This window comes from Microbacterium oxydans, from assembly GCF_900095745.1.
In the GTDB taxonomy this organism is placed as follows: Bacteria; Actinomycetota; Actinomycetes; order Actinomycetales; family Microbacteriaceae; genus Microbacterium; species Microbacterium oxydans_B.
Genome location: NZ_FMIR01000019.1, coordinates 105,101 through 128,546 on the forward strand (window position 1 = coordinate 105,101; position 23,446 = coordinate 128,546).

The window sequence follows — 23,446 nt, forward strand, 5'->3', positions numbered from 1 at the left end:
TTCCTTTCCGCGACCCCACACGCCGCACCGTTGGTAGTTTAGAACGCGTGCCTCATCACCTCCTCCTCGCCGACCCCGACACCGCGAAGGATGTTCTGACCTTCGTCGGTCGAGCGACCAGGATCACCGACGAAGGGGTGCGCCTGCAGGCGGCGAACGGTGTGCTCGCGCTGACCACCGCCGTACTCGCACCGCAGGGTCTGTTCGACCAGACGCCGACCGTCCTGGCGATGCGCATCGTGCATGCCGACCCAGAGCTCGAGTGCGACATCGTCGTCGATCAGCTCTCGAAGACGGACGACGCCGAACGACTCACTCTCCCGGAAACGGGTCTCTCTCCGGCCTGGGCTGGCATCGCCCCACCTCGGAGCGCGTGGGCGACGGAGGCGACGCTGGGAGCTTCCGTCATCGCGCAGCGTGCCCAGTGGGGGATCTCGGCCGTCGCACGGGGGGCGGGCCCCGGCTCAGGTGAAGAAGCGGTCCGCGCACTCCGCGCGGCGATCTGGGGTGAACCCGATGAGGATCTGGGAGGGCTGCCCCGAGGCGCAGCGTTCGCCGCCGATGCGATGGGCTTCATCTCCGGCGAAGAGCAGGTCCAGATCTCGCGATCCGGCAGGTGGACTCGTCTCACCTTCCGTCGCGGACATGTTCTGGTGCGTGGTCCCGTGGCCACCGGGCTGACGGGCATCCGTTCCACAGGCTCCGCCGTTTAGTCGCCGCGCCCGGATTCTCCCCGCGCTCGGTTTCGAACCGTCTTCGTCAGCCCGCGGCTGCGGCTGCGCGGCCGGCGGCTCTGCCGGAGAACAGGCATCCTCCGAGGAAGGTGCCTTCGAGCGCGCGATAGCCGTGAACTCCACCACCGCCGAAACCGCTCGCCTCACCTGCGGCGTAGAGTCCGGGGATCGGGTCTCCGCTCGCATCGAGGGCACGGCCTTCGAGGTCGGTGTTGATCCCGCCGAGCGACTTGCGCGTGAGGACGTGGAGTTTGACCGCCACCAGCGGCCCGGCGCTCGGGTCCTGCAGGCGATGTGGTGCTGCGGTGCGGATCAGCTTGTCGCCGCGATAACCACGCATGGAACGAAGCATGCCGATCTGCGCATCCTTCGTGAAGTCGTTGTCCATCTCTCGATCTCGGGCGACAACCTCGCGGCGGACATTGTCGATGTCGAGGAACTCGCCGCCGGGGTGGCGCTGCATCTGCTCGAGCAGCGACTCGAGGTCGTTCTCGACGATGAAGTCCTCACCCTCATCGAGGAAGGACTGCACCGGTCCGGTCGGCCCTTTGGCGAGTCTCGACTTCAGCAGCAGCTGGACGTCTTTGCCGGTGAGGTCGGGATTCTGCTCGCTCCCCGAGAGCGCGAACTCCTTCTCGACGATCTGCCGCGAGGTGACGAACCAGGAATGATCGTGACCGGTGGTCCGCAGGTGCTCGAGGGTCCCCAGGGTGTCGAACCCGGGGAACAGCGGTACCGGGAGGCGCTTGCCCGTCGCGTCCAGCCAGAGCGATGACGGCCCAGGGAGGATCCGGATGCCGTGAGACGGCCAGACCGGGTCCCAGTTCGTGATGCCCTCGACGTAGTGCCACATCCGGTCGCCGTTGATGAAGCGCGCACCGGCGGCCGCGCTCACGCTGTACATGGATCCGTCGACATAGGCGGGTACCCCCGTGAGCATATGCTCGGGGGGAGCGCCGAGGCGTTCGGGCCACGCAGCCCGTACGAGGTTGTGGTTCCCGCCGATGCCGCCCGAGGAGACGATGGTCGCCCCGGCTGCGATCTCGAACTCGCCGACGATCTCGCGCGACGACACCGCGCCACGCAATGCACCCGACGAGGCGAGCACGTTTCCGCGGGCACCGGTGACCGAGCCGTCGGTCACGACGAGTTCGGAGACCCGATGTCGCGGGAGGACCGTCAGGCGTCCTTCCCGCTCGCCCTGCTCGATGGCGGCGGCGAAGGGGGCGACGATCCCCGGCCCGGTGCCCCAGGTGATGTGGAATCGCGGAACCGAGTTGCCCGGTCCGATGGCGCCGTAGCCGCCGCGTTCCGCCCAGCCCACGACGGGGAAGAACCCGACGCCGCGCTCGCGCAGCCACGAGCGCTTCTCTCCGGCTGCGAACTGCAGGTAGGCCTCTGCCCAGCGCCTCGGCCATTCGTCTTCCGGCCGGTCGAACCCGGCGTTGCCGAACCAGTCCTGGGTCGCGAGCTCGAGGGAGTCCTTGATCCCGAGCCGCCGCTGTTCGGGGGAGTCGATGAAGAAGAGCCCGCCGAACGACCACCAGGCCTGACCGCCGAGGTTCGTACGCGGCTCCTGGTCCACCAGGATGACGCGACGGCCGGCGTCGAGAGCCTCGGAGGCGGCGACGAGTCCGGCCAGCCCCCATCCGATCACCAGAACATCTGTGGACAGGGGCTTCGTCGTCATGAGTTCTCCGTTGATTCCTGACGTGATCGGGTTTCGAGTGTGGGGCGACCACCGGGAGCGGCCCCGATCCCCGAAGGCTCGAATGTGTTCACCATGGCATACGCAGCCCGCTCCAGGTAGTCCCAGAGCGTCGCTTCGTGCAGAGGAGACAACTGCGCCTCGTCCACGGCGGTCCGCATGTGACGAAGCCAACGATCGCGTGCGTCGGCATCGATGTGGAACGGCATGTGCCGCATCCGCAGTCGGGGATGCCCACGCGTGTCGCCGTACGTCGTCGGACCGCCCCAGTACTGCTCGAGGAACATGCGGAGCCGGTCTTCGGCGGGGCCGAGGTCTTCCTCTGGATACATCGGCTTCATCACGGGATCGAGGGCGACCTCGCGGTAGAACACCGACACGATCTTCGCGAAGGTGTCATGTCCGCCGATCTCGTCGTAGAACGTCACTTCTGGGGACTCCCGTCGTCGTTCGGCTTCTTGCGCCGCCAGATCCCGCGGTCGGGGATCACTGGCACGCCCGTCACCGCGTTGGGTCGCGTCCGGGGAGGATTCGCGCCTCGTACCCGGCGGGCGCCATCGAGCCCCGTCGGCACGACATCGACCATGCGTGGCACGCTGATCTCCTTCTCGAGGAGCGCGGCGCGCAGGCGGCGGCGCAGCTCCTGTGCCACGTCATCCTTCGCGTTGGCGCGTGCCTTGATCACGATGCGGACGACGAGAGCGTCACCGTCGATCGACTCCAGTCCCCAGAGTTCCGGCTTCTCGATGATGCGCGTGCGCCACTTCGGGTCTTTCGCCAGCCCCTGCGCGGTCTCGAGCATGACGTGCTCGACCTGCTCAAGGTCGGAGTCGGCCGGGACGCCGAGGTCGATGATCGAGCGAGCCCATCCCTGCGACATGTTGCCGATGCGGGTGACCTCGCCGTTTCGCACGTACCAGAGGGTGCCGTTGACGTCGCGCACTTGGGTGATACGAACGCTGACGTACTCCACGACACCGCTCGCTAGTCCGAGGTCGACGACGTCACCGATGCCGATCTGGTCCTCGGCCACGAGGAACATGCCGTTGAGCACGTCCTTGACGATGTTCTGTGCGCCGAAACCGAGACCGGCGCCGACCGCTGCGGTGAGCAGGGTCAGCGACCCCAGCAGGCTTTGGTCGAGGGCGTTCACGATGAGCACGATCGCGATGACCACGAGCATCACGTTGACGATGTTCTGCAAGATGGTGCCGAGCGTGCGGGTGCGCTGGACTAGTCGCATATCGGCGAGCGGCGACCGCTCCAGCGCCTGGGTGTCATCGACCGATGCTTTGCTCTTCGCGCTGTCGACGATGCGGTGGACGACCCGTCGGATGACCAGGCGCAGGATGAGCCCGATCACCACACAGCTGGCGATGATGATCGCGACGGTGAGGGCCTTCATGCCGACGTGGCTCAGCCATTCGAGCAGGTTCGTCACCCAGTCGGGAAGGGGGGTTTCCACGGGAGGATCGTTGACATCGAAGGGGAGCATCATCAGTCACGATCCTAGCGAGCGGGCCTCTGTGCGGGCTGGATGGATGCGCCGTACGAAAACGGAGACCATCCACGTCCGCTATGGCGTGTCCGTGCTGGACACTCCGAGAGCGAGGTGGGTGGTCTCCGTTTCGAGAGACTCCCGGTGGGAGTTGACGCGGGGCGCTCAGTCCTCCGCGTCGCGTGCCTGTGCAGCGAGTGCGCGCTCGACGTCGGCGAGGTTCTCGAGTACCAGGCGTCGGAGTGCAGGCGCGGCGTCCTGGTTGGTGGCCAGCCAGGAGCGCGTCGCGTCACGGAGTGCAGCGTCGGCGAGAGCCGTAGGGAAGAGTCCGACGATCAGATACTGAGCGATCTGGTACGTGCGCGACTCCCAGATGGGAAGCAGCATGTCGAAGTAGGCGGGGACGAACTCTCCCAGGACTGCGGCGCCAGCAGGATGCGTGAACCCGAGCGCGGCCGAGCGGACGATCGTGTTGGGGGCATCGTCTCGCTCGATGAGGGAGGCCCATGCCGCTTTCTTGGACGCCGAGTCGGGCAGAGACGCCCGCGCCTGAGCGGCGAACTCTCCACCCTTCGCCGTGTTGTCCGCCGCGAGGGCGGCATCGATGGTCGCGGCATCGGTGGCACCGATGGTGGCCAGACCCACGAGCAGCTGCCAGTTCAGGTCGGCGTCGATCTCCAGCCCGTGAAGCGTGTCCTCGCCGGAGCGCAGACGGCCCACGATTCCCGCGTGGTCCTGGGTCACCAGCGCGTTCGCGAAGGCGGTGACGAACTGCAGCTGACTGTCGCTGCCCGGCTCGGCAGACTCCGCCAGGCTCCACAGCCCGTCGGCGACCTTGAGGCGTGCCGTCTCGCGCTCAGCCGGAGCGACGTAGAGCGTGGCGGCCGTCCGCAGCTGAGCGAGTGTGGTGCGCACGGTCGTCGACTCGGTTTCCCGGCCGATGTTCCCGAGCACGAGGTCGATGTAGGCGGAGGCCGCCGTCTCCGCATCCCGCGTCTGATCCCACGCGGCACCCCAGACCAGCGAGCGGGCGAGCGGATCGTGGATGTCGGCCAGGTGCGCGATCGCGGTGGCGAGCGACTTCTCGTCGAGGCGGATCTTCGCGTACGCGAGGTCCTCGTCGTTGAGCAGCACGAGGTCGGGGCGGGCGATGCCCTGCAGCTCCGGCACCTCGGTGCGGTCGCCGTCGACGTCGACCTCGAGGTAGTGCGTGCGTGTGAGCGCGCCGTCCGCCAGCGTGTAGAAGCCGATGCCCAGTCGGTGCGGTCGGATGGTCGGGTAGTCCGCGGGGGCCGTCTGGGTTATGGCGAAGCGCGAGATCGTCCCGTCATGGTTTTCGGCGATGACCGGCTCGAGCGTGTTGACGCCGGCCGTCTCCAGCCACTTCTTCGACCAGGTGCTCAGGTCGCGGCCGCTGGTTGCCTCCAGCTCCGAGAGCAGGTCGCTCAGCTCGGTGTTGCCCCACGAGTGCTTCTGGAAGTACTGCGAGACACCGGCGAAGAACGCCTCGATGCCGACCCAGGCCGCGAGCTGCTTCAGGACCGAGCCGCCCTTGGCGTAGGTGATGCCGTCGAAGTTGACCTGCACGTCTTCGAGGTCGTTGATCTCTGCGACGATCGGGTGGGTGGAAGGCAATTGATCCTGGCGGTACGCCCAGGTCTTCTCCATGGCGTTGAACGTCGTCCACGCTTCGGTCCACTCGGTGGCTTCGGCGGTGGCGATGGTCGACGCCCACTCGGCGAACGACTCGTTCAGCCAGAGATCGTTCCACCACTTCATCGTGACGAGGTCGCCGAACCACATGTGCGCGAGCTCATGAAGGATCGTGACGACGCGGCGCTCCTTGACGGCGTCGGTCACCTTGCTGCGGAAGACATAGGTCTCGGTGAACGTCACCGCTCCTGCGTTCTCCATCGCGCCGGCGTTGAACTCCGGGACGAACAGCTGGTCGTACTTGGCGAACGGGTACGGAACCCCGAACTTCGACTCGTAGTAGGCGAAACCCTCGCGGGTCTTGTCGAAGATGTAGTCGGCATCGAGGTGCTGCCACAGGCTCTTGCGTCCGTAGACGCCGAGGGGGATCACGCGACCCGACGCGCTGGTGAGCTCCGAGAACGTGGACTCGTACGGTCCGGCGACGAGAGCGGTGATGTACGAGGAGATGCGCGGGGTCGGCTCGAAGCCCCAGGTCGCCGTCGAGTCGTCGTCGTGCACGATGGGCTCTGGCGTGGGGGAGTTGGAGACGACCTTCCATGAAGCCGGGGCCGTCACGGTGAACTGGAACGTCGCCTTGAGGTCGGGCTGCTCGAACACCGCGAACACGCGACGTGAGTCCGGGACCTCGAACTGCGAGTAGAGGTAGACCTCTTCGTCGACCGGGTCGACGAAGCGGTGCAGGCCTTCGCCGGTGTTCGTGTAGAGGCAGTCGGCGTCGACGACCAGCACGTTCTCGGCCTGCAGTCCGGTGAGGGCGATGCGCGAGTCGGCGAACACCTCGTTCGGATCGAGCTGTTCGCCGTTGAGCGAGATCTCACGCACGTCGCGCGCGATCAGATCGATGAAGCTGAAGCTCTCCGGCGTCGCGGTGAAGCGCACCACGCTGCGGGAGCCGAAGACCTCGGCACCCTTGGTCAGATCGAGGGCGACTTCATAGGACTGAGTGTCGATGACGTCGCGACGCTCCTGCGCTTCGATACGGGTGAGGTTCTCTCCAGGCACAGCTGTACTCCCAGGGGTGAGGGGATGTCACCGGGGTGGGCGCAGTTGGCGCCGACGGCAACCCTGACAGCCTACGCCAGTGCGGCGACTGCCTCCTCGCATCGAAGTCGGGAACGGAGCGGGATAGAAACGGTGCGGTGGGACCCCCGTGGTCCGTCGAGGTGAAAGGATGGAGGGGTGACTGTGATCGAGCCGAATGCCGTTCCCTTTGCCTCGCCTGCTGCCGCCGGCGGTGCGCCCTTCGTGACCACGCCGGTCGCCTATGACGCGATCCTCCTCGCGGGGTTCGGTGGTCCAGAAGGCCAGGAAGACGTCATCCCGTTCCTCCGGAACGTGACCCGTGGCCGAGGAATCCCCGACGAACGGCTCGAGGAGGTCGCGCATCACTATCGGCACTTCGGCGGGGTGAGTCCGATCAACGGACAGAACCGTGTGTTGAAGCAAGCACTCGAGGCCGCCCTCGCCGCACGCGGGATCACGCTCCCCGTCTACTGGGGCAACCGCAACTGGGCCCCGTATCTCGAAGAGGTGGTGGCCGAGGCCTCGGCCAACGGTCACAACACGCTGCTCGCTTTCGCCACCAGCGCTTACAGCTCTTTCTCCAGCTGCCGTCAGTACCGCGAGGACTTCGCCCGCATCCTGGAGGAGACCGGACTGGGCGAGACCGTGACGATCGACAAGATCCGACCTTTCTACGACCACCCCGGTTTCGTGGAGGCATTCGAGACCGGAGTCCGCGAGGCTGTCGAGGGTTTCCTGGCCGACGGCATCGCGGCGGCGAACATCCAGATCCTGTTCTCCACCCACAGCATCCCGACGGCCGACGCCGAGCGCTCCGGCGCACGAGACATCGACTGGGGAGAGGGAGGCGCGTACGCCGCGCAGCATCTCGCCGTGGCTGCCTGGGTCATGGATCGGGTTCGCCAGACGGTTCCCGCGGCCGCCGACGTCTCGTGGGAGCTCGTCTACCAGTCCCGGTCCGGCCCTGCCTCGCAGCCGTGGCTCGAACCCGACGTGTGCGACGTGATCGGTGAGCTGCCCGACCGAGGACGCAAGGCGGTGGCGGTCGTCCCCGTCGGCTTCATGAGCGATCACATGGAGGTCCTGTGGGACCTCGACACCGAGGCCGCGGAGGCCGCGGAAGAGGCCGGACTCGCCTTCACCCGCACTCCCACGCCCGGCGTGTCACCGGCATTCGTCGACGGCATCGTCGACCTGATCCAGGAACGACTCCAGGGTCGCCCCAATGAGGAGCGTGCCCATGTCACGCCGCTCCCCGGCGGCTTCGACGTCTGCCGGCCAGGGTGCTGCGAGAACATCCGGGCGGGCTTCAAGCCCGCCGCCGCCGGCGTCGCCCCATGACCCCGGAGTCGACCATCGCCGCTTCTAGGATGGGAGTCATGCGCATCCACATCGCCACCGACCATGCGGGACTCGACTTCTCCACCCAGCTGCAGGAGCACCTCCGCGCCGCGGGGCATGAGGTCGTAGATCATGGCCCGATCGAGTACGACGCGGTCGACGACTATCCGGCGTTCTGCATCCGCGCGGCTCAGGCGGTCATCGCCGATCAGCGCGACGGTGTCGACGCTCTCGGCGTCGTCTTTGGCGGTTCGGGGAACGGTGAGCAGATCGCAGCGAACAAGGTCAAGGGGGTGCGGGCCGCTCTGGTATGGAACCTCTCGACGGCCGAGCTCGCCCGTGAGCACAACGACGCGAACGTCATCTCGATCGGTGCGCGGCAGCACTCCTTCGAAGAGGTGACGTCATTCATCGATCGGTTCATCCAGACGCCGTTCTCGGGTGATGAGCGCCACGTGCGGCGGATCGGGCAGATCGCGGACTTCGAGCGCGACGGGGCCCTGCTCCCGGACCCGCGGGCCTGACATGCCCGAGGGCCACTCCGTTCACCGGATCGCGCGGCAGTTCGATCGCAACTTCGTCGGCAAGACCCTGAGCGCGTCCAGCCCGCAGGGCCGGTTCGCCGAGGGAGCCGCGGTTCTCGATGGACGTGCGGCCGTGAGTGTGCAGGCCGTGGGCAAGCAGATGTTCCTCGAGACGGAGGACGACCTCTGGCTGCGAGTCCACCTCGGTCTCTACGGCGCCTGGGACTTCGCCGGCGAGATCATCGTCGATCCGACCATCGCTTCGGCCAACGGGCGGATGGGACAGACGAACCAGCGCGGCACCCTGCTCGACGAGGCTATCCTCGATGACGCCGGTGAGAACTCTCTCGCCTCCATCGGAGCACCACGGCGCACGAGGGTGCACGTGCGCATGTCGGAGCAGACGAAGGGCCTCGCCGACGAGGGACTCGAATGGCCGCCTCCGGTCGTCGGACAGGTGCGTCTGCGCCTCATGACCGACATCACGGCCGCCGACCTGCGTGGTCCGACGGCGTGTGTGCTGCAGACGCCGGAGGAGATGCTGGCGACGATCGCCAAGCTCGGGCCCGACCCGCTGGTCGGAGACCCGGTCGAGAACGAGGAGCGGTTCGTCCGGGCGGTCAGGAAGAAGTCGACGGTCATCGCGCTGCTGCTGATGGACCAGTCCGTCGTGAGCGGGATCGGCAATGTGTACCGCGCCGAGATGCTCTATCGGCAACGGTTGAACCCCCACACTCCGGGCCGAGACGTCCCGGAGGAAGTCGTGCGCGCGCTCTGGCATGACTGGGTGCGGCTCCTGGCGATCGGCGTCGAGACGGGCCAGATGATGACGATGGACGGTCTCACCGCCGAGGACTACCGTGCAGCGATGGCGCACCGCGACGACCGGCACTGGGTGTACCACCGGGCGGGGCTGCCGTGCCGAGTCTGCGGCACGGAGATCGCGCTCGAGGAGATCGGCGCCCGCAAGCTCTATTGGTGCCCGCGCTGCCAGGCGTGACGGGTTCCGTGGCTCCGCATCCGTTCTAGGCTGAACGCATGCGACAGAATCCGAGCTTCACGCTCGCCGACGTGGCCGAGATCCGTCGGGTGATCGAGATGAACCCCTGGGTGACGATCATGAGTGCCGGAGACGACGGTCTCGTCGCTTCGCACTACGCGGTGGTCCTGGACGAGACGCGCGACGACCTCACCATCGTCGGGCACGTCGGACGCCCGGACGACCTCATCCACGGCATGGGGGAGCGCGAGCTCCTCGTCGTGATCCAGGGGCCGCACGGCTACATTTCGCCCGGCTGGTATGGCGACGTGCAGGCGGTGCCGACGTGGAATTACATCGCCGTGCACCTCGCCGGAGTGCCGGAGATCCTCTCCGACGAAGAGAACCTCGTCGTGCTGGACCAACTCGTCGCACGATTCGAGTCGCGGATGCCGGAGCCGAAGCTGATGTGGGAGCGTCCGAACGATCCCGCCTACGTGGAACGGCTCGCGTCGGGAACGGTCGGATTCCGTTTGAGTCCGAGTCGCGTGGTCGCCAAGCGCAAACTGAGCCAGAACAAGTCGCCGGACACGATCGAGACGGTGATCGCCGCGCTTACGGCAGACGGACCTTACGCGAATCCGGCTCTGGCCGCGGAGATGCGGCGCGCACAGGACGCGCGCCGGGGAGGGCAAAAACAGTGACGGAGCGCGGAGCTGCCATCGGCACGATCACGGCCGCACGGATCGCAGGGCCGGGTCGCGAGTTCTTGGTCGACGATGAGCCGGTCGACATCTTCATCGGGGATGGTCGCATCGTCGATATCGCCCCGACCGGATCGCTGCCGTCGCGGGGTGAAGTCCTCGACGCCGAGGGCGCGTGGGCTATTCCCGGGCTCTGGGACAACCATGTCCACACCGTTCAGTGGGCGCTGACTTCGGAGCGGGTGCCGCTGGGCCATGTGGATTCAGCCGCGGCCGCAGCCGCAGCCATGAGTGGCATCGACGCGCTGTCGGACGGCCGTCGCGTCGGCACGGGGTTCCGCGATGCGCTGTGGGCCGATCGGCCGTCGATCGAGCTTCTGGATGCCGCGACCGGCGCGGTGCCCACGTACCTGATCAACGCCGATGTCCACAGCGTCTGGCTGAACACTGCTGCGCTCACCCGCGAGGGCTTCCGAAGTGACGACGGGATGCTGCGGGAGACGGATGCCTTCGAGATCTCCCGACGTCTGAATGCCGTCGATGCCGCGCACGGTGACCGTGCCATGTCTCGTGCCGGCGAACAGGCCGCTGCACGAGGCGTCACCGGCCTCGTCGATTTCGACATGGCGTGGAGCGCAGAGGCATGGCCGAGACGTGTGCAGGCGGGATTCGCATCGCATCGTGTCGAGTTCGCGGTGTACCCGTTCGACCTGGATCGAGCCATCACGGCCGGGTTGCGGACAGGAGAGCTCCGGGAGGAGTCCGGTGCGCCCGTCGCCGGGCACGGACTCATCCACGTCGGACCGCTCAAGATCATCACCGACGGGTCACTCGGAACGCGCACGGCCGCTTGCTCCCACCCCTATCCCGGCGATCCTGACAACTTCGGGATGCTGACGGTGCCGTCGAACGAGCTCGTGGAGCTCCTGACACGGGCGACCGGAGCCGGACTGGGCGTCGCCGTGCACGCGATCGGAGACCGGGCGATCACGTCGGCGCTGGATGCGTTCACGACCACGGGCGCTGTCGGCTCGATCGAGCACGTGCAGCTCGTGCGGCACACCGACCTGGCTCGGTTCGCGAGTCTCGGCGTCGTCGCCAGCGTGCAGCCGCAGCACGCCGTCGATGACCGCGATCTGGTAGACCGTCACTGGCGCGAGCAGACGGCCATCGGCTACCCACTGGCATCTCTGCAGGCTGCCGGAGCACAGCTGCGTTTCGGCTCGGACGCTCCCGTGGCTGAGCTCGATCCGTGGCACGCGATCTCTGCTGCCGTTTCACGCACCGACGACGATCGAGCACCTTGGCATCCGGAGGAGAGGCTCCCTCTCGACCAGGCGCTCGAAGCCAGCGTGCGTTCCGCACTACGACCCGGTGAGCCGGCGGACATCGTCCTCTGCGGGCGCGATCCGCGGACGGCGACAGGGGAGGCTCTGCGGTCGATGCCCGTTCTCGCGACCGTCCTGGCGGGTCACGTCACCTTCGCCGGCTGACAGGTCTGATCGCATGACGAAGGGGTGACTCTCGGAGATCCGAGTGCCACCCCTTCGTCGTAGATCAGGCGTCTTCTGCGATCAGGCGGCGATGTGCGAGACGAGGAACCAGCGGTCCTTCTCGAGGCCGCGCTGGATTTCGATGGCCACGTCCTGGCTCGTCAGATCGACCTCGTCGAGCCCATCGACGGCGGCCTTGACGTCGACCAGAATCGCGTCGATGTCGGCGATCACGGCGCGGATCAGCTCGTCCGACTGGGTGAAGCCCGCGGGAACCGTGGTCGCACCGGCCTTCTCAGCCACTGCGCTCACACGCGCGTCGATCGGCAGCCCGAGGGCGACGATCCGCTCGGCGGCGGTGTCGGCGAAGTCGCCGGCGTGCGCGACGATCGTGTCGAGAAGCTCGTGGACGCCGACGAAGTTGGCGCCACGGACGTGCCAGTGCGCCTGCTTGCCGTTGACGGTCAGCGCCTGGAGGCCGAGCACCACAGGGGAGAGGAACTGGGCCGCCCCTGCAGCCACGGTCGGGTCGATGGCGGTGGTGGAAACGGTCTGTGCCTTGCTCATCTTGTGCTCCTCCGAAGGGAAATCGCGTATCTGATGTATGCAACGCTACTCAGGCTCAGACATTCCGCAAGCAAGCTGAGGCTCGGCTCACTTCCGCATGATTCCGCGGGCATTCGGGTAGCCTCACCTCATGAGCATCGCTGCCGGAGCTTCCGTCCTCGCCCTGCCGAACCGCAGTCCCTCCATCGATGACACGGTGTTCGTCGCGGATGGCGCCCGCATTATCGGGGAGGTCTCGCTCGCGGCCGGCGCGAGCGTCTGGTACAACGCCGTGCTGCGCGGTGACTCCGCAGGGATCTTCATCGGCCGGGACTCGAACGTGCAGGACAACGTCTCGGTGCACGTCGATTCCGGCCACCCCGTGTCTGTCGGCGCCAAGGTGTCCATCGGTCACAATGCCGTCGTGCACGGTTGCACGATCGGCGATGGCACGCTCATCGGCATGGGTGCCGTGATCCTCAGCGGAGCGAGGATCGGCGCCGGGTGCCTGATCGCGGGCGGTGCGGTGGTGCTCGGCGAGACGGAGATCCCGGCCGGTTCACTCGTGGCCGGTGTCCCCGCGAAGGTGCGCCGCGCACTCAGCGAGGACGAGCGATCGCGTCTGATCGCGAACGCTGACACGTACCTCGACCACTCGCGTACCCACGCCGAGGCGACGCAGGCCTGAACGTGCCGACCGATAGGCTGGGTCGGGTACGGGGCGGTGGCCAAGCTGGTTAAGGCAGTGGGCTCATAACCCAACGATCGCGGGTTCAAGTCCCGCCCGCCCTACTCGTCGCCATCAGCAGCTTGTGAGTCGCCACGGGTGAGGAATAGCCGACAGGTGTGGCTCGTGACGAACGGCTCGAGGAGCTTCACCTCGAGCGGGCCGTCACTGTGCCGGAGGACATCACGCACCAATTGAGCGTGAACACCGCAGACGAGCTCCTGATCCGCGTCGAGCAGGTCATGATAGCGACACGGGGTGAGGTCGAACCGTAGCGTCTCCTCATCGACGACGGGGCTCAGGCCGGCATCATCGAGATGCTCGTAGAGCACGTCGACCTGACGCAACGCGTCGGCCTCGAGCCCGTGCGATGATTCACGCGACATCGCACGCAGCATGCGCCCCCGCGAGACTGCGCCTTCGACGCGTGCACGCGCCACGGTGCTCGACTCGGCGTCGCGAACAGGGTGAAACACCACCGGCGGCCGGCCGCGTCTGCCCAGCACCAGTGTTTCGCTGCGGATCAGCCCTTCGTCTTCGAGGACCCGAACATGATCCCGCACGGTGTTGAGGGGGATTCCGCTGTGCTCCGCCAGCTCACCTGCGGAGCGGCCCGGCGTCTGTTGGATGGCGTGGAGCAACTGGAGCCGACGGGGTTGTGTCAGCCCGCGAAAGTCATGGGCGCGGCGGGGCATGTGCCGAGAGTAGACGGGGAGGAGACCGTGCGTCCTCTGTTCGACCGGAAATAAACCGGTAGAACAGAATGCGATGTTCGCGACGACTCGGGATGGTGGAACAAACATCACGAGAAGGGCGGAAAGCCATGGAGCTCACACCAGAATCCGAGGCCATCGTTCGGGCGACCGCCGGTGTCGTCGCAGAGCATGCCGACGAGATCACCACTCTGTTCTACCGCGAGATGTTCGCGGTGCACCCCGAACTGCTCCGAGTGTTCAACCGTGCGAATCAGGCGATCGGAGAGCAGCCGAAGGCTCTGGGGGCATCGATCGTCGCATTCGCCGTGCAGCTGATCGATCCCGAGGCGCCCGACTTCGCACCCGTGATGCGTCGCATCGCGCACAAGCATGTCTCACTGGGGATCAAGGCACGCCAGTACACGATCGTCGGTCATCACCTCCTCGATGCGGTCGGAACCGTGCTCGGCGACGCCGTCACGCCGGATGTCAGGGCTGCGTGGGACGAGGTGTACTGGCTCTTCGGGTGCTCGCTGATCGCCGAGGAGGCGAAACTCTACGCACTCGGCGGCACGGATCCCGAGCGTCCCTGGCGGAAGCACCGCGTGGTGGAACGGGTGGAGGAATCGGCTGACGTCATGTCGCTGGTGCTCGCGCCCGTCTCCGGAGATGTCGCAACCCATCGCGCGGGGCAGTATGTGACCATCGCCATCGATCTGCCGGACGGTTCGCGTCAACCCCGCCAGTACACGATCTCGTCCGGGCCCCGCGGCGATTCGCTGCGTGTGACGATCAAGCGCGTGCGCGGAGGGGGAGACACGCCTGACGGTCAGGTTTCGACGTGGCTGCATGAGAACGCGCGTCCGGGAACGCTGCTCGACGTATCGCAACCTGCCGGCGACGTCATCGTGGACGACACAGACAACCCGCTCGTCCTGGTGTCTGCTGGTATCGGAATCACCCCGGTCGCCGCGATTATCGAAGACCTCTCCCGCCGCTTCCCGGCGCGTACCGTGCGGCTGTTCCATGCCGATCGCTCGCATGACACGCACGCACTGTACGCATCGTTGCGCAGGCAGGTGCTGGCCATGGACGATGCCCGTGCGCAGAACTGGTACCGGGAAGACGCGGGAACCGCGCCGACTCTCCGACCCGCGTTCGCGGGGCGGATGGACCTCGCCACCATCGAGCTGCCGGACGATGCCGACGTCTTCATGTGCGGACCACTGGATTTCATGCGCACGTGTCGATCGACGCTCCTGGCACGCGGCATCCCGCCGGAGCGGATCTCGTATGAGGTGTTCGGGCCGGATCTCTGGGCGCATCAGCCGACGGCCGCGGCCGCCTGATCGTCGACCCGGAATGGGTCCGTGCGAGAATGCGGCCGCTGTCAAGCCCCTCCCCGGCACCATCCTCGGACGAGATCCTTCCCACGTGCGGCATGGCGCCGCAGAATGGGAGGCACCATGAGCATCGGCAGCGGAATAGCGCTCTTCGTGATCGGAGCGATCCTCGTCTTCGCGGTGAACGTCGACATCCAATGGGTCGACCTCGACATGGTCGGGTACATCCTGATGGGTGCCGGCGTCGTCATCTTCCTCATCGGCATCGTGCTGCTCGCGCGGCGGCGTCGGACGGAGACCGTCTCGCGCACATTCGTCGACCCCGCGACGGGCGAACCCACGACTCGCCGATCCGTCAGCTCCAGCGGCGACGACGCAGTGTGAACGCTGCGGATGGTCTCCGACGATCCCGGTCGTCGGAGACCATCACTCCGCGGGGCTGCTCTCGAGATGCTCCTCGATGAGTGTGATGCCTCCGCTGGAACTCGCCGAGTGCGCGAGTTCCTCGATCCATTTCCGGCTCAGGTCCGGCGACTCCGGCTCCTGGAAGACGAACCGGAGCGGGATCGATGGGTGGAGCCAGAGCGTCGAGCGCCCAGGAGCGTCGCCCTCCGGGTGCCGCCATGAGAGCGTGAAGCTCTCGTTGCGACGCAGCTTGGTGGCGATGACGACTTTCAGGTGTGCGAGTGCGCGATCGTCGATCTGGATCGGGGTCTGTGCGTCGCCGTAGTACAGGCTCCCCATCAGCGAACGAACATCGCGATGGGACGGGGGGCAGGGATCATGCGACTCCTCGACAGCGTGGCCACGGACCGAGAGGCTCCGGGTAATCGAACTCTAGCCAAGGACGTCTGTACGCACTGGACCGGGGTCGCGAATCGCCGCGGAATGCGAACAGACTCTTCGCCCGGTGTCATACCGAGAGCAGTGACGGCGGTGTGCCGAAGGCCTGCTGGTACGCCGTGGCGAAGCGTGACGAGTGGTTGAAGCCCCAGCGGCGCGCGACTTCGCCCACCGAGCGCCCGTCGCCGCTCTGCAGATCTCTGCGTGCCCCCTCGAGTCGCGCCCGGCGGAGAGCTTGCGCGGGAGTGATGTCGAGGGCTCGCCGGAACGCGTACTGGAGCCCTCTCGTGGAGATGTAGGCGGCGGCTGCGACATCGTCGACCGTGATGGGCAGGTGTGCGTTCTCGTCGATATAGGCAAGGGCCCTGCGGACGGCGATCGGAGCCCCGGCCCGCTGGGCGGGGCGGCGCAGGGCTTCGGTGAAGGTCGTGGGGAAGGCGGAGAGGGTCATCATCAGCGCATGGCGTTCGAGTTCGGCGGCGATCAGCCGATCGGAGCCCGAGAGGGCGAGTGCCTGGTCGACGTACGCGAACATCGACTCCCAGCGCCGCGCGTCGACGGCTGAATGCGGCGCGAGTCCCGTCGTGCGCAGCGTCAGAGTGTCATCGCCGGTCAACCGTCGTGCCCGCTCTTCGGCTACGGGTCGATCGAAGACGAGAGCACGCACGTCGGCCGACCGGTCCCACTTCGCCTCCACTCGGGTGCCATCGGTGATCCACGGCGCTGCCGAAACCAAGCTGTTGCGCGCGGACCAGACGCGAGCATCCGGGGCGTCGACACGGCACACCAGGATCTGGTCGAGTGGTTCCGCCGTCGAATGCACTTGCGCCGCGAGCCGGTAGTTCACGAGCGTGACGCTGCGGAGCTCTTCGGACCGCCAGTCGAATCGGAATCGCCGAGGGTCGGCATCCTGAAGTGCTGCAGAGGGAACGAACTGCTGCCACGTGGACTCGACCTGCTCGATGTCGGTGGACGTGAACTGCATGGGTGCTCCTTGTTCCTCGCGCCGCGATCCCACTCGACGGCGCCTCTCTGGAGCGTAGCTCAGTGTGTCGACTACAGCGCATCTACGCTCGGGCGGGGTTCGGCTCTCTCACTCCGCGGCGGTTCGCGTCGATCGCACGGGCCAGCTGCCGTCGATCGACTCCTCCGGATCGAGTCGGCCGATGCTCACGAAGTACTCCGTGAGGCTGGCCGCCTGCGAACGTGCCCACCCGATCTGACTCGTGTGCAGCTCTGCCGAGGTGGCGGGGAGGGCGAAGCGACGAGCGAGGGCTTGCGCCACGCGACCGGCGGCGATCGCATCCGCAGATGCCTCATGCGCACCTTCGAGCACGACCGCGTAATGGGCTGCGACCACTTCGAGTGTGCGTCGCCCACGGCGGTATCGGTCGTATGCCTTGTCGATCACGAGAGGATCGATGACGGGGGAGGGGTCGGTCAGAGGGACGATTCCATGCCGGGCGGCCTCGTGCGCGAGCAGCGAGAAGTCGTATGCGGCGTTGTAGGCGACCACCGGCACGTTCTGCTCCAGCAGCGACCGCAGGGCCGCGGTGACCTCTGTGACGACTTCGGGCGACGGCCGTCCCTCCGCCCGAGCGTGTTCCGTGGTGATGCCGTGCACCGCAGTCGCACCCTCCGGAATCGGGACTCCTGGATCGGCGAGCCAAGTGCGGGCCGCGATCTGGCGACCTGCGGCATCGAGGACGCCGACGTACGCGGTGACCACGCGATCCGACTCGACATCGACGCCGGTCGTCTCCAGATCGAACACTCCGACACGGGTGAGCCACGCAGGAAGCGGGGGACCGGATGGCATGCCTTCACGCTATGCGCGGCCGCAGACATCCAGGAGAAGGCGCACGGCGACTCGTAGACTCGGAGCATGACCGTGCCTTCCCCCTATGCGGACCGCCTTCGTCGACTCCCCGTGCAGCGCCACGAGGTCGAGGTGCGTGGAGCGACAACGGCGTACTGGGTCTACGGGCCGGAGAACGCGGAGACGACGGTAATCGCGGTGCACGGTTTCCGGGGTGATCATCACGGGCTCGAACCTGTGCTGGCGTACCTCCCCGAGGTGCGTGTGGTTGCGCCTGATCTTCCCGGGTTCGGCGAGTCGGCGCCCCTGCCCGGGCGCAGGCACGACCTCGACGAGTACGCCGGCTGGCTCGCCGACTTCGCAGCGGCAGTCGCTCCCGGCGCCGTTATCCTGGGCCACTCCTTCGGATCGATCGTGACCGCAGCGGCAGTCTCCCGAGGGCTGCGGACTCCGCGCCTGATCCTGCTGAACCCGATCGGGGCGCCGGCGCTGGAAGGGCCGAAGGGCCTCATGACCCGCTTGGCCGTCTTCTACTACGCTCTCGGCGCCCGCCTTCCGGAGAGACTCGGCACGGCGCTGCTGCGCAACCGCATCATCGTCCGCGTGATGAGCGTCACGATGGCAAAGACCAGGGATCCCGCGCTCCGTCGTTTCATCCACGACCAGCACGACACATACTTCTCTCGGTTCTCGGACCGGGATGTGCTCCGAGACGCCTTCGTCGCGAGTGTCTCGCACGACGTCCGCGAATTCGCTCGCGAGATCGATGTTCCGACCCTGCTCGTCGCGGCAGAGCGTGACGACATCACTCCGATCGAGGCAGAACGGAAGCTGGCGGCCCTGATCCCCGACGCGACACTCGTGGAGATCGCCGACGTGGGGCACCTCATCCACTACGAGACGCCGGCCGAGGCGGCGGGAGCCGTTCGTCGGTTCCTCAGGATTCCCGTCGGGCGAGGCCGATAAGACCGGCGACCCGGAACGGGATGACCTCGCCCATCGCGAGTGAAGTCTCCGTGCGCTCGACGCCTTCGATCGAGAGGATGCGGGCGTCGGTGTCGAAGAGATGTCGAGCGTCTCGGCACGCGACCCGGGCGAGCAGGTCGATCGAGCCGCTCAGACCGTGCGCCTGCACGACTTCGGGGATCCGCGCGAGTTCATTGATGATGCGGGGCAGTTCGGTCTGCCGGACGCCGATGCTCACGAACGCCTGCAGGGGGAAGCCCAGCACGTCCGGAGAGAAGGACCGCTCGTAGGAGAGGAAGATCCCGCTCTGCTCGAGGCGCGCCATCCGCGCCTGGATCGTGTTGCGGGAGAGCCCGAGATTCTCCGCCAGCGCGACGATGGTGATCCTCGGATCGTCGGCGAGGGCAGCGAGAAGCTCGAGATCGATGCGGTCCAGTCCTGGCATAGTGCCAAACCCTAGCAGTCGCAGTTCCCATCAAATTGAGCAACATGCTCAAGCGTCGCGAGAATGCTTGAGCGAGGTGTTCAGCAGACGTACTCTCAGAGCATGTCGGTGATGACGCCGGCATCAGCGTGCGGAGCCTCACGAGGGCCGCCGACGAGGAGGACGACGATGTCACCGCAGATCACCCCCATCGCAGACACCGCCCAGGATCTCGAGCTCTCAGAGCGCATCCTGGACCCGGACGGTCACCGGGTCTCGAACCCTCGGCTGGATCCGTTCGTCGCCGACGTCGATGCTGCGCAGCTGCGATCCCTGCTGAGGGACATGGTCATCCTCCGTCGCATCGACGCCGAGGGCGTCGCGCTTCAGCGGCAGGGCCAGCTGGGTCTCTGGGCTCCGTGTCAGGGACAAGAGGCGACGCAGATCGGAACCGCCCGGGCACTCGCCCCTGAGGACTACGTGTTCCCCAGCTACCGGGAGACCGGAGTCATCTACGCCCGTGGCGCCCAACCGGGTGACTATGTGCGCATGTGGCGTGGAGAAGAGGGCGCCGCGTACGACCCCGCAGCTCTGGGGGTCGCGCCTCTGCAGATCATCATCGGCGCACAGACCCTGCACGCGGTGGGCTACGCCCTGGGCATCCAACGCGACGGTGCCGACGAGGTGGCGGTGACGTACTTCGGCGACGGAGCGACGAGCCAGGGCGACGTCAACGAGGCGATGATCTTCGCGGCGTCGTACCAGGCGCCGGTGGTCTTCGTGTGCCAGAACAACCATTGGGCGATCTCCGAGCCGGTCGCCGTGCAGTCGCAGTACCCGATCGCGGGGCGCGCTCCGGGATTTGGGATTCCGAGTCTCCGGGTCGATGGCAACGACGTGCTCGCGTGCATGGCCGCCATGCGCTGGGCGTTGCAGCATGCGCGCTCAGGAAAGGGCCCGGCGTACATCGAAGCCGTGACCTATCGCATGGGGCCGCACACCACGGCCGACGATCCGACGCGCTATCGCGACGCGGAGGAGCTCGAGTCCTGGCGACGACGCGATCCGATCGCGCGGCTCGAGGCGCACCTCCGGGCCGGCGGCGAGCTCACAGACGAGCATGAGGCCGAAACTCAGGCCGCTGCCGACGTCGTCGCCAAGGAGATGCGGGCAGCATGCCTCGGAATGGTCACGCGTCCGCCGCTCGCCGTCTTCGACGGCGTCTACGCCGAGCCCCACACCGGCCTCGAGCGTCAGCGCAGCGAGTATGCCGCGTACCTGGCTTCCTTCGAGAGCGAGGCGTGAACATGACGGAGCTCACCCTCGGAAAGGCGCTCGGTGCCGGCCTGCGGCAGGCGATGCGCGACGATGACAAGGTCGTGCTCCTGGGCGAGGACATCGGCAAGCTCGGCGGTGTATTCCGCATCACGGACGGGCTTCTCGACGAGTTCGGAGCAGCCAGAGTGATCGACACGCCGCTCGCCGAGTCCGGCATCGTCGGCACGGCCGTGGGCCTCGCCTTCCGCGGGTATCGTCCGGTCGTCGAGATCCAGTTCGACGGTTTCGTCTACCCCGCCTTCGACCAGATCGTCGCCCAGGTGGCCAAGCTGCACTATCGCACGCAGGGGCGTGTGAAGATGCCGATCACGATTCGAATCCCCTGGGCGGGAGGAATCGGCGCAGCCGAGCATCACTCCGAGTCTCCGGAGGCGTACTTCGTGCATACCGCGGGCATACGGGTGATCGCGGTGTCGAACCCGGAAGACGCGTACCGGAGCCTGCGCCAGGCGATCGCATCCGATGATCCCGTGGTCTTCTTCGAGCCGAAGCGGCTATACCACCACAAGGGAGACGTCGATCTCGAGGCTCCTCTCGCAGACGCACCGCCGATGGGACTGGCACGCGTCGTGCGCACCGGGACGGATGCGACTCTGATCACCTACGGTGCGATGGTCTCCACCGCGCTGCAGGCCGCGGAGGCCGCGGAGGACGAGGGGATATCGCTGGAGATCATCGATCTGCGATCCCTCTCACCCGTCGACTACGACTCGGTCGCCGCGTCGGTGCGGAAGACCGGACGGGTCGTCGTCGCTCATGAAGCGTCCCGCGAGGCCGGTGTCGCGGCCGAAGTGATCGCGAGCATCACGGAACGCTGCTTCGAGTATCTCGAGTCCGCACCGCTACGGGTCACCGGCCACGATGTGCCCTACCCGCCGGCGAAGCTCGAGAAGTATCACCTTCCGGACCTCGACCGACTCCTGGATGCGGTCGACAGAGTCCTCGATCGGCCGAACAGCCTGACGGGAGCAGAGGCATGATCGCGGAGTTCCGTCTTCCGGACCTCGGAGAGGGGCTGGCCGAGGCCGAGGTCGTGCAGTGGTTGGTCGCCCCGGGTGACCCGGTCGCCCTCAACCAGACGCTGGCCGAAGTGGAGACCGCCAAGGCCGTGGTCGAGTTGCCGTCGCCGTACGAAGGCACGGTGGCGACCCTGCACGCCGAAGCCGGCGAGACCGTCGCCGTGGGGGCCGCGCTGATCGACTTCGAGGTCGTCGGTGACGAGGAGACCGCTCCCGCGCCGGTGCCGGAATCGACGGAGAAGACGCAGCCGAACCTCGTCGGATACGGGGCCGCCCCCACCTCCACCGGACGACCTGCCCGTCGCGCACGCCGCACCGGGGCAGCACCAGCGGTGGTTGACACCTCCGTGCTCGAAGCCGCGCCGCACGACGCCACACCGTCCGCCGCGGTCGACTCCGTGGTGGAGCGACCGCGCTCGACGCCGCCGGTCCGCGCGCACGCGAAGCGTCTCGGCATCGACCTGGTCCTCGTGGCCGCAGAGGTCGGAGATCGGCTGATCACACGCACCGACGTCGATGCCTACGCCGAGCGGGTCGGAGTCCGCGGCCCCGCCTCGGGCGACGTGCACGCCGCCCCGGCGCCGTCGTTCACCCCGGCGGTTCCCGCAGATGGAGCGCGCGAGACCCGCATACCGATTCGCGGGGTCCGCAAGCACACGGCTGCGGCCATGGTGCAGAGTGCTTTCACGGCTCCTCATGTGACCGTCTTCCACACGGTGGACGTGACGGCGACCATGGATCTGCTGGCCGGACTCCGTGCGGACCGCTCCCTCGACGCGCATCGGATCGGACCGCTGGCGGTCGTGGCGAAGGCTGTGTGTCTCGCTCTGGGGCGCACCCCGGGGCTCAACTCCCGTTGGGACGAGGCCGCCGGTGAGATCGTCCAGCACCACTATGTCGACCTGGGGATCGCGGCCGCGACGGATCGTGGGCTCATCGTCCCGATGATCCGCGATGCGGAGCTGCTGACACTGATCGAACTGGCTGATGCCGTGCGGACGCTCGCCGAGGTCGCACGTTCGGGGAAGACCTCTCCGGCGGAACTCGCCGGAGGCACCTTCTCGATCTCGAACATCGGGGTGTTCGGTGTCGATGCCGGCACGCCCATCCTTCCACCCGGACAGTCCGGGATCCTCGCGGTCGGCGCGGTGCGTCGTCAGCCCTGGGAGTTCCGAGGAGAGATCACCCTCCGTCAGATGATGACGCTCAGCCTCTCGTTCGACCACCGGCTCGTCGACGGCGCGGAAGGCGCGCGATTCCTCAAGGACGTCGCGGACCTCCTTGAGGAACCGGGTCGGGCGATGCTGCTCAGGTAGTCGCGCGAAGCGCGGCGTCCGCCATCGCGACCAGCACGGTCGCGGTGGCGGAATGCCGCCGTGCGGCCGCCCGCGTGCTGTGCGGCGTGGAGTTGATGAGGCCGAAGCAGGCTTGGACGCGAAGGCGCAGCTCTTCCTGATCCGCTCCGCTGTCGCCCGCGGGCTGCAGGGGGGCGAGGGCATCCATCCAGAGCTCGATGTAGGCACGCTGCAGACGGCGGACGGCGGCTCGATCCGCTTCGGACAGATAGGCGACGTCGCGGTCCTGCACCTGGATGACCTCGGCATTCCCGAGCGCGAAATCGACATGGAACGCGATCAGCTCGCGCATCCGCTCATCGGGGGTCGGCGTGCTCTCCACCACCCGCCGCCCGCCGTTCATCAAGTCCGCGCTCACCTTGACGAGCACCGCGCCCAGCAATGCCTGTTTACCGGCGAAGTGCCGGTAGACCGCCGGGCCGGACACGCCCACGGCGGCGCCGATGTCTTCGAGGCTCACGCCGCTGTATCCGCGCGCGGCGAAGAGCCGCGCGGCGGCCTGCAGGATCGCATCGGACCGTTCGGCCTTGGCGCGGTCTCGGGCGGTGACCGGGCTTGTCATCTCAGTTAATCCTCGCTAACCTGAATCAACGGGTTAGTGCACACTAACCGAATATGCATGCACCGCGCCAGGGCGTCGCCCGCGCGGAC

General features: G+C 67.1%; 24 protein-coding genes and 1 tRNA gene. 14 read left to right on the top strand and 11 right to left on the bottom strand.

Annotated features, from left to right (window positions below; all coding sequences use genetic code 11):
- Nucleotides 1-47 precede the first annotated feature (47 nt).
- Entirely contained in the window at nucleotides 48-713 is a 666-nt protein-coding gene (locus BQ2383_RS16030; protein WP_091036197.1) for a hypothetical protein, read from the top strand.
- 46 nt (nucleotides 714-759) lie between these two features.
- Here the strand turns inward: BQ2383_RS16030 and BQ2383_RS16035 are convergent, their stop codons facing one another.
- The 4 genes from BQ2383_RS16035 to pepN all read right to left on the bottom strand — a co-directional run bounded on the left by BQ2383_RS16035 (nucleotide 760) and on the right by pepN (nucleotide 6,658).
- Entirely contained in the window at nucleotides 760-2,424 is a 1,665-nt protein-coding gene (locus tag BQ2383_RS16035; RefSeq protein ID WP_091036200.1) for an FAD-binding dehydrogenase, read from the bottom strand.
- Complete coding sequence (locus BQ2383_RS16040; protein ID WP_091036203.1) at nucleotides 2,421-2,870, bottom strand: globin; 450 nt, start codon at nucleotides 2,868-2,870, stop codon at nucleotides 2,421-2,423. The genes BQ2383_RS16035 and BQ2383_RS16040 overlap by 4 nt, the downstream gene beginning before the upstream one ends.
- The gene (locus BQ2383_RS16045; protein ID WP_091036206.1) at nucleotides 2,867-3,940 is read right to left on the bottom strand and encodes a mechanosensitive ion channel family protein; all 1,074 of its coding nucleotides are present in this window, start codon (nucleotides 3,938-3,940) and stop codon (nucleotides 2,867-2,869) included. The genes BQ2383_RS16040 and BQ2383_RS16045 overlap by 4 nt, the downstream gene beginning before the upstream one ends.
- Nucleotides 3,941-4,105: 165 nt before the next feature.
- Nucleotides 4,106-6,658 (bottom strand): aminopeptidase N, encoded by a 2,553-nt coding sequence (pepN, locus tag BQ2383_RS16050; RefSeq protein WP_091036209.1) that lies wholly within the window; start codon nucleotides 6,656-6,658, stop codon nucleotides 4,106-4,108.
- A 177-nt stretch (nucleotides 6,659-6,835) separates the two neighbouring features.
- Here pepN and BQ2383_RS16055 point away from each other — a divergent pair, with 177 nt between their 5' ends.
- Genes BQ2383_RS16055 through BQ2383_RS16075 form a run of 5 tightly spaced genes read left to right on the top strand, consistent with a single transcriptional unit; the run spans nucleotide 6,836 to nucleotide 11,720 of the window.
- Nucleotides 6,836-8,020 carry a ferrochelatase gene (locus BQ2383_RS16055; RefSeq protein ID WP_091036212.1) on the top strand — a complete coding sequence of 395 codons (1,185 nt, stop codon included), beginning with the start codon at nucleotides 6,836-6,838 and terminating at the stop codon, nucleotides 8,018-8,020.
- Between the two features lie 38 nt (nucleotides 8,021-8,058).
- Nucleotides 8,059-8,544: a ribose-5-phosphate isomerase gene (locus tag BQ2383_RS16060; RefSeq protein WP_091036214.1), complete on the top strand. Its 486-nt coding sequence runs from the start codon at nucleotides 8,059-8,061 to the stop codon at nucleotides 8,542-8,544.
- 1 nt (nucleotide 8,545) lies between these two features.
- A complete protein-coding gene (locus BQ2383_RS16065) occupies nucleotides 8,546-9,544 on the top strand; it encodes an Fpg/Nei family DNA glycosylase (protein ID WP_091036217.1) in 999 nt (332 codons plus the stop codon).
- Nucleotides 9,545-9,582: 38 nt separating this feature from the next.
- Entirely contained in the window at nucleotides 9,583-10,227 is a 645-nt protein-coding gene (locus BQ2383_RS16070; protein WP_091036220.1) for an FMN-binding negative transcriptional regulator, read from the top strand.
- Entirely contained in the window at nucleotides 10,224-11,720 is a 1,497-nt protein-coding gene (locus BQ2383_RS16075; RefSeq protein ID WP_091036223.1) for an amidohydrolase, read from the top strand. The genes BQ2383_RS16070 and BQ2383_RS16075 overlap by 4 nt, the downstream gene beginning before the upstream one ends.
- A gap of 81 nt (nucleotides 11,721-11,801) precedes the next feature.
- Here the strand turns inward: BQ2383_RS16075 and BQ2383_RS16080 are convergent, their stop codons facing one another.
- Entirely contained in the window at nucleotides 11,802-12,287 is a 486-nt protein-coding gene (locus BQ2383_RS16080) for a Dps family protein (RefSeq protein ID WP_091036225.1), read from the bottom strand.
- Nucleotides 12,288-12,417: 130 nt separating this feature from the next.
- On the opposite strand from BQ2383_RS16080, the gene BQ2383_RS16085 reads away from it, so the two are divergent.
- Complete coding sequence (locus BQ2383_RS16085) at nucleotides 12,418-12,954, top strand: gamma carbonic anhydrase family protein (protein WP_091036228.1); 537 nt, start codon at nucleotides 12,418-12,420, stop codon at nucleotides 12,952-12,954.
- A gap of 30 nt (nucleotides 12,955-12,984) precedes the next feature.
- A tRNA-Ile gene (locus tag BQ2383_RS16090) sits at nucleotides 12,985-13,058 on the top strand.
- Here BQ2383_RS16090 and BQ2383_RS16095 read toward each other — a convergent pair.
- Entirely contained in the window at nucleotides 13,056-13,688 is a 633-nt protein-coding gene (locus tag BQ2383_RS16095; protein ID WP_167381651.1) for a helix-turn-helix domain-containing protein, read from the bottom strand. The genes BQ2383_RS16090 and BQ2383_RS16095 overlap by 3 nt on opposite strands.
- 128 nt (nucleotides 13,689-13,816) lie before the next feature.
- On the opposite strand from BQ2383_RS16095, the gene BQ2383_RS16100 reads away from it, so the two are divergent.
- Nucleotides 13,817-15,037: a globin domain-containing protein gene (locus BQ2383_RS16100; RefSeq protein ID WP_091036232.1), complete on the top strand. Its 1,221-nt coding sequence runs from the start codon at nucleotides 13,817-13,819 to the stop codon at nucleotides 15,035-15,037.
- Nucleotides 15,038-15,154: 117 nt separating this feature from the next.
- Nucleotides 15,155-15,415 (top strand): DUF6458 family protein, encoded by a 261-nt coding sequence (locus BQ2383_RS16105; protein ID WP_029263432.1) that lies wholly within the window; start codon nucleotides 15,155-15,157, stop codon nucleotides 15,413-15,415.
- A 42-nt stretch (nucleotides 15,416-15,457) separates the two neighbouring features.
- Here the strand turns inward: BQ2383_RS16105 and BQ2383_RS16110 are convergent, their stop codons facing one another.
- From BQ2383_RS16110 to BQ2383_RS16120, 3 genes are all read right to left on the bottom strand, one after another.
- Nucleotides 15,458-15,775, bottom strand: coding sequence for a hypothetical protein (locus BQ2383_RS16110; protein WP_091036234.1), 318 nt, complete (start codon nucleotides 15,773-15,775; stop codon nucleotides 15,458-15,460).
- Between the two features lie 169 nt (nucleotides 15,776-15,944).
- Entirely contained in the window at nucleotides 15,945-16,859 is a 915-nt protein-coding gene (locus BQ2383_RS16115; RefSeq protein WP_091036237.1) for a helix-turn-helix transcriptional regulator, read from the bottom strand.
- 108 nt (nucleotides 16,860-16,967) lie between these two features.
- Nucleotides 16,968-17,693, bottom strand: a complete 726-nt coding sequence (locus BQ2383_RS16120) for a 3'-5' exonuclease (protein ID WP_091036241.1) — start codon at nucleotides 17,691-17,693, stop codon at nucleotides 16,968-16,970.
- 66 nt (nucleotides 17,694-17,759) lie between these two features.
- Here BQ2383_RS16120 and BQ2383_RS16125 point away from each other — a divergent pair, with 66 nt between their 5' ends.
- Nucleotides 17,760-18,659 carry an alpha/beta fold hydrolase gene (locus BQ2383_RS16125; protein ID WP_091036244.1) on the top strand — a complete coding sequence of 300 codons (900 nt, stop codon included), beginning with the start codon at nucleotides 17,760-17,762 and terminating at the stop codon, nucleotides 18,657-18,659.
- On the opposite strand, the gene BQ2383_RS16130 is transcribed toward BQ2383_RS16125, so the two are convergent.
- Complete coding sequence (locus BQ2383_RS16130; protein ID WP_091036247.1) at nucleotides 18,631-19,104, bottom strand: Lrp/AsnC family transcriptional regulator; 474 nt, start codon at nucleotides 19,102-19,104, stop codon at nucleotides 18,631-18,633. The two genes, BQ2383_RS16125 and BQ2383_RS16130, sit on opposite strands and share 29 nt — an antisense overlap.
- Nucleotides 19,105-19,272: 168 nt before the next feature.
- Here BQ2383_RS16130 and pdhA point away from each other — a divergent pair, with 168 nt between their 5' ends.
- The 3 genes from pdhA to BQ2383_RS16145 are packed head-to-tail and all read left to right on the top strand — an operon-like array spanning nucleotide 19,273 to nucleotide 22,756.
- Nucleotides 19,273-20,388: a pyruvate dehydrogenase (acetyl-transferring) E1 component subunit alpha gene (pdhA, locus tag BQ2383_RS16135; protein WP_091036248.1), complete on the top strand. Its 1,116-nt coding sequence runs from the start codon at nucleotides 19,273-19,275 to the stop codon at nucleotides 20,386-20,388.
- 2 nt (nucleotides 20,389-20,390) lie between these two features.
- The gene (locus BQ2383_RS16140) at nucleotides 20,391-21,401 is read left to right on the top strand and encodes an alpha-ketoacid dehydrogenase subunit beta (protein ID WP_091036251.1); all 1,011 of its coding nucleotides are present in this window, start codon (nucleotides 20,391-20,393) and stop codon (nucleotides 21,399-21,401) included.
- Nucleotides 21,398-22,756, top strand: coding sequence for a dihydrolipoamide acetyltransferase family protein (locus BQ2383_RS16145; protein ID WP_091036256.1), 1,359 nt, complete (start codon nucleotides 21,398-21,400; stop codon nucleotides 22,754-22,756). The genes BQ2383_RS16140 and BQ2383_RS16145 overlap by 4 nt, the downstream gene beginning before the upstream one ends.
- On the opposite strand, the gene BQ2383_RS16150 is transcribed toward BQ2383_RS16145, so the two are convergent.
- Nucleotides 22,749-23,357 carry a TetR/AcrR family transcriptional regulator gene (locus BQ2383_RS16150; RefSeq protein WP_091036258.1) on the bottom strand — a complete coding sequence of 203 codons (609 nt, stop codon included), beginning with the start codon at nucleotides 23,355-23,357 and terminating at the stop codon, nucleotides 22,749-22,751. The genes BQ2383_RS16145 and BQ2383_RS16150 overlap by 8 nt on opposite strands.
- Nucleotides 23,358-23,446 lie beyond the last annotated feature (89 nt).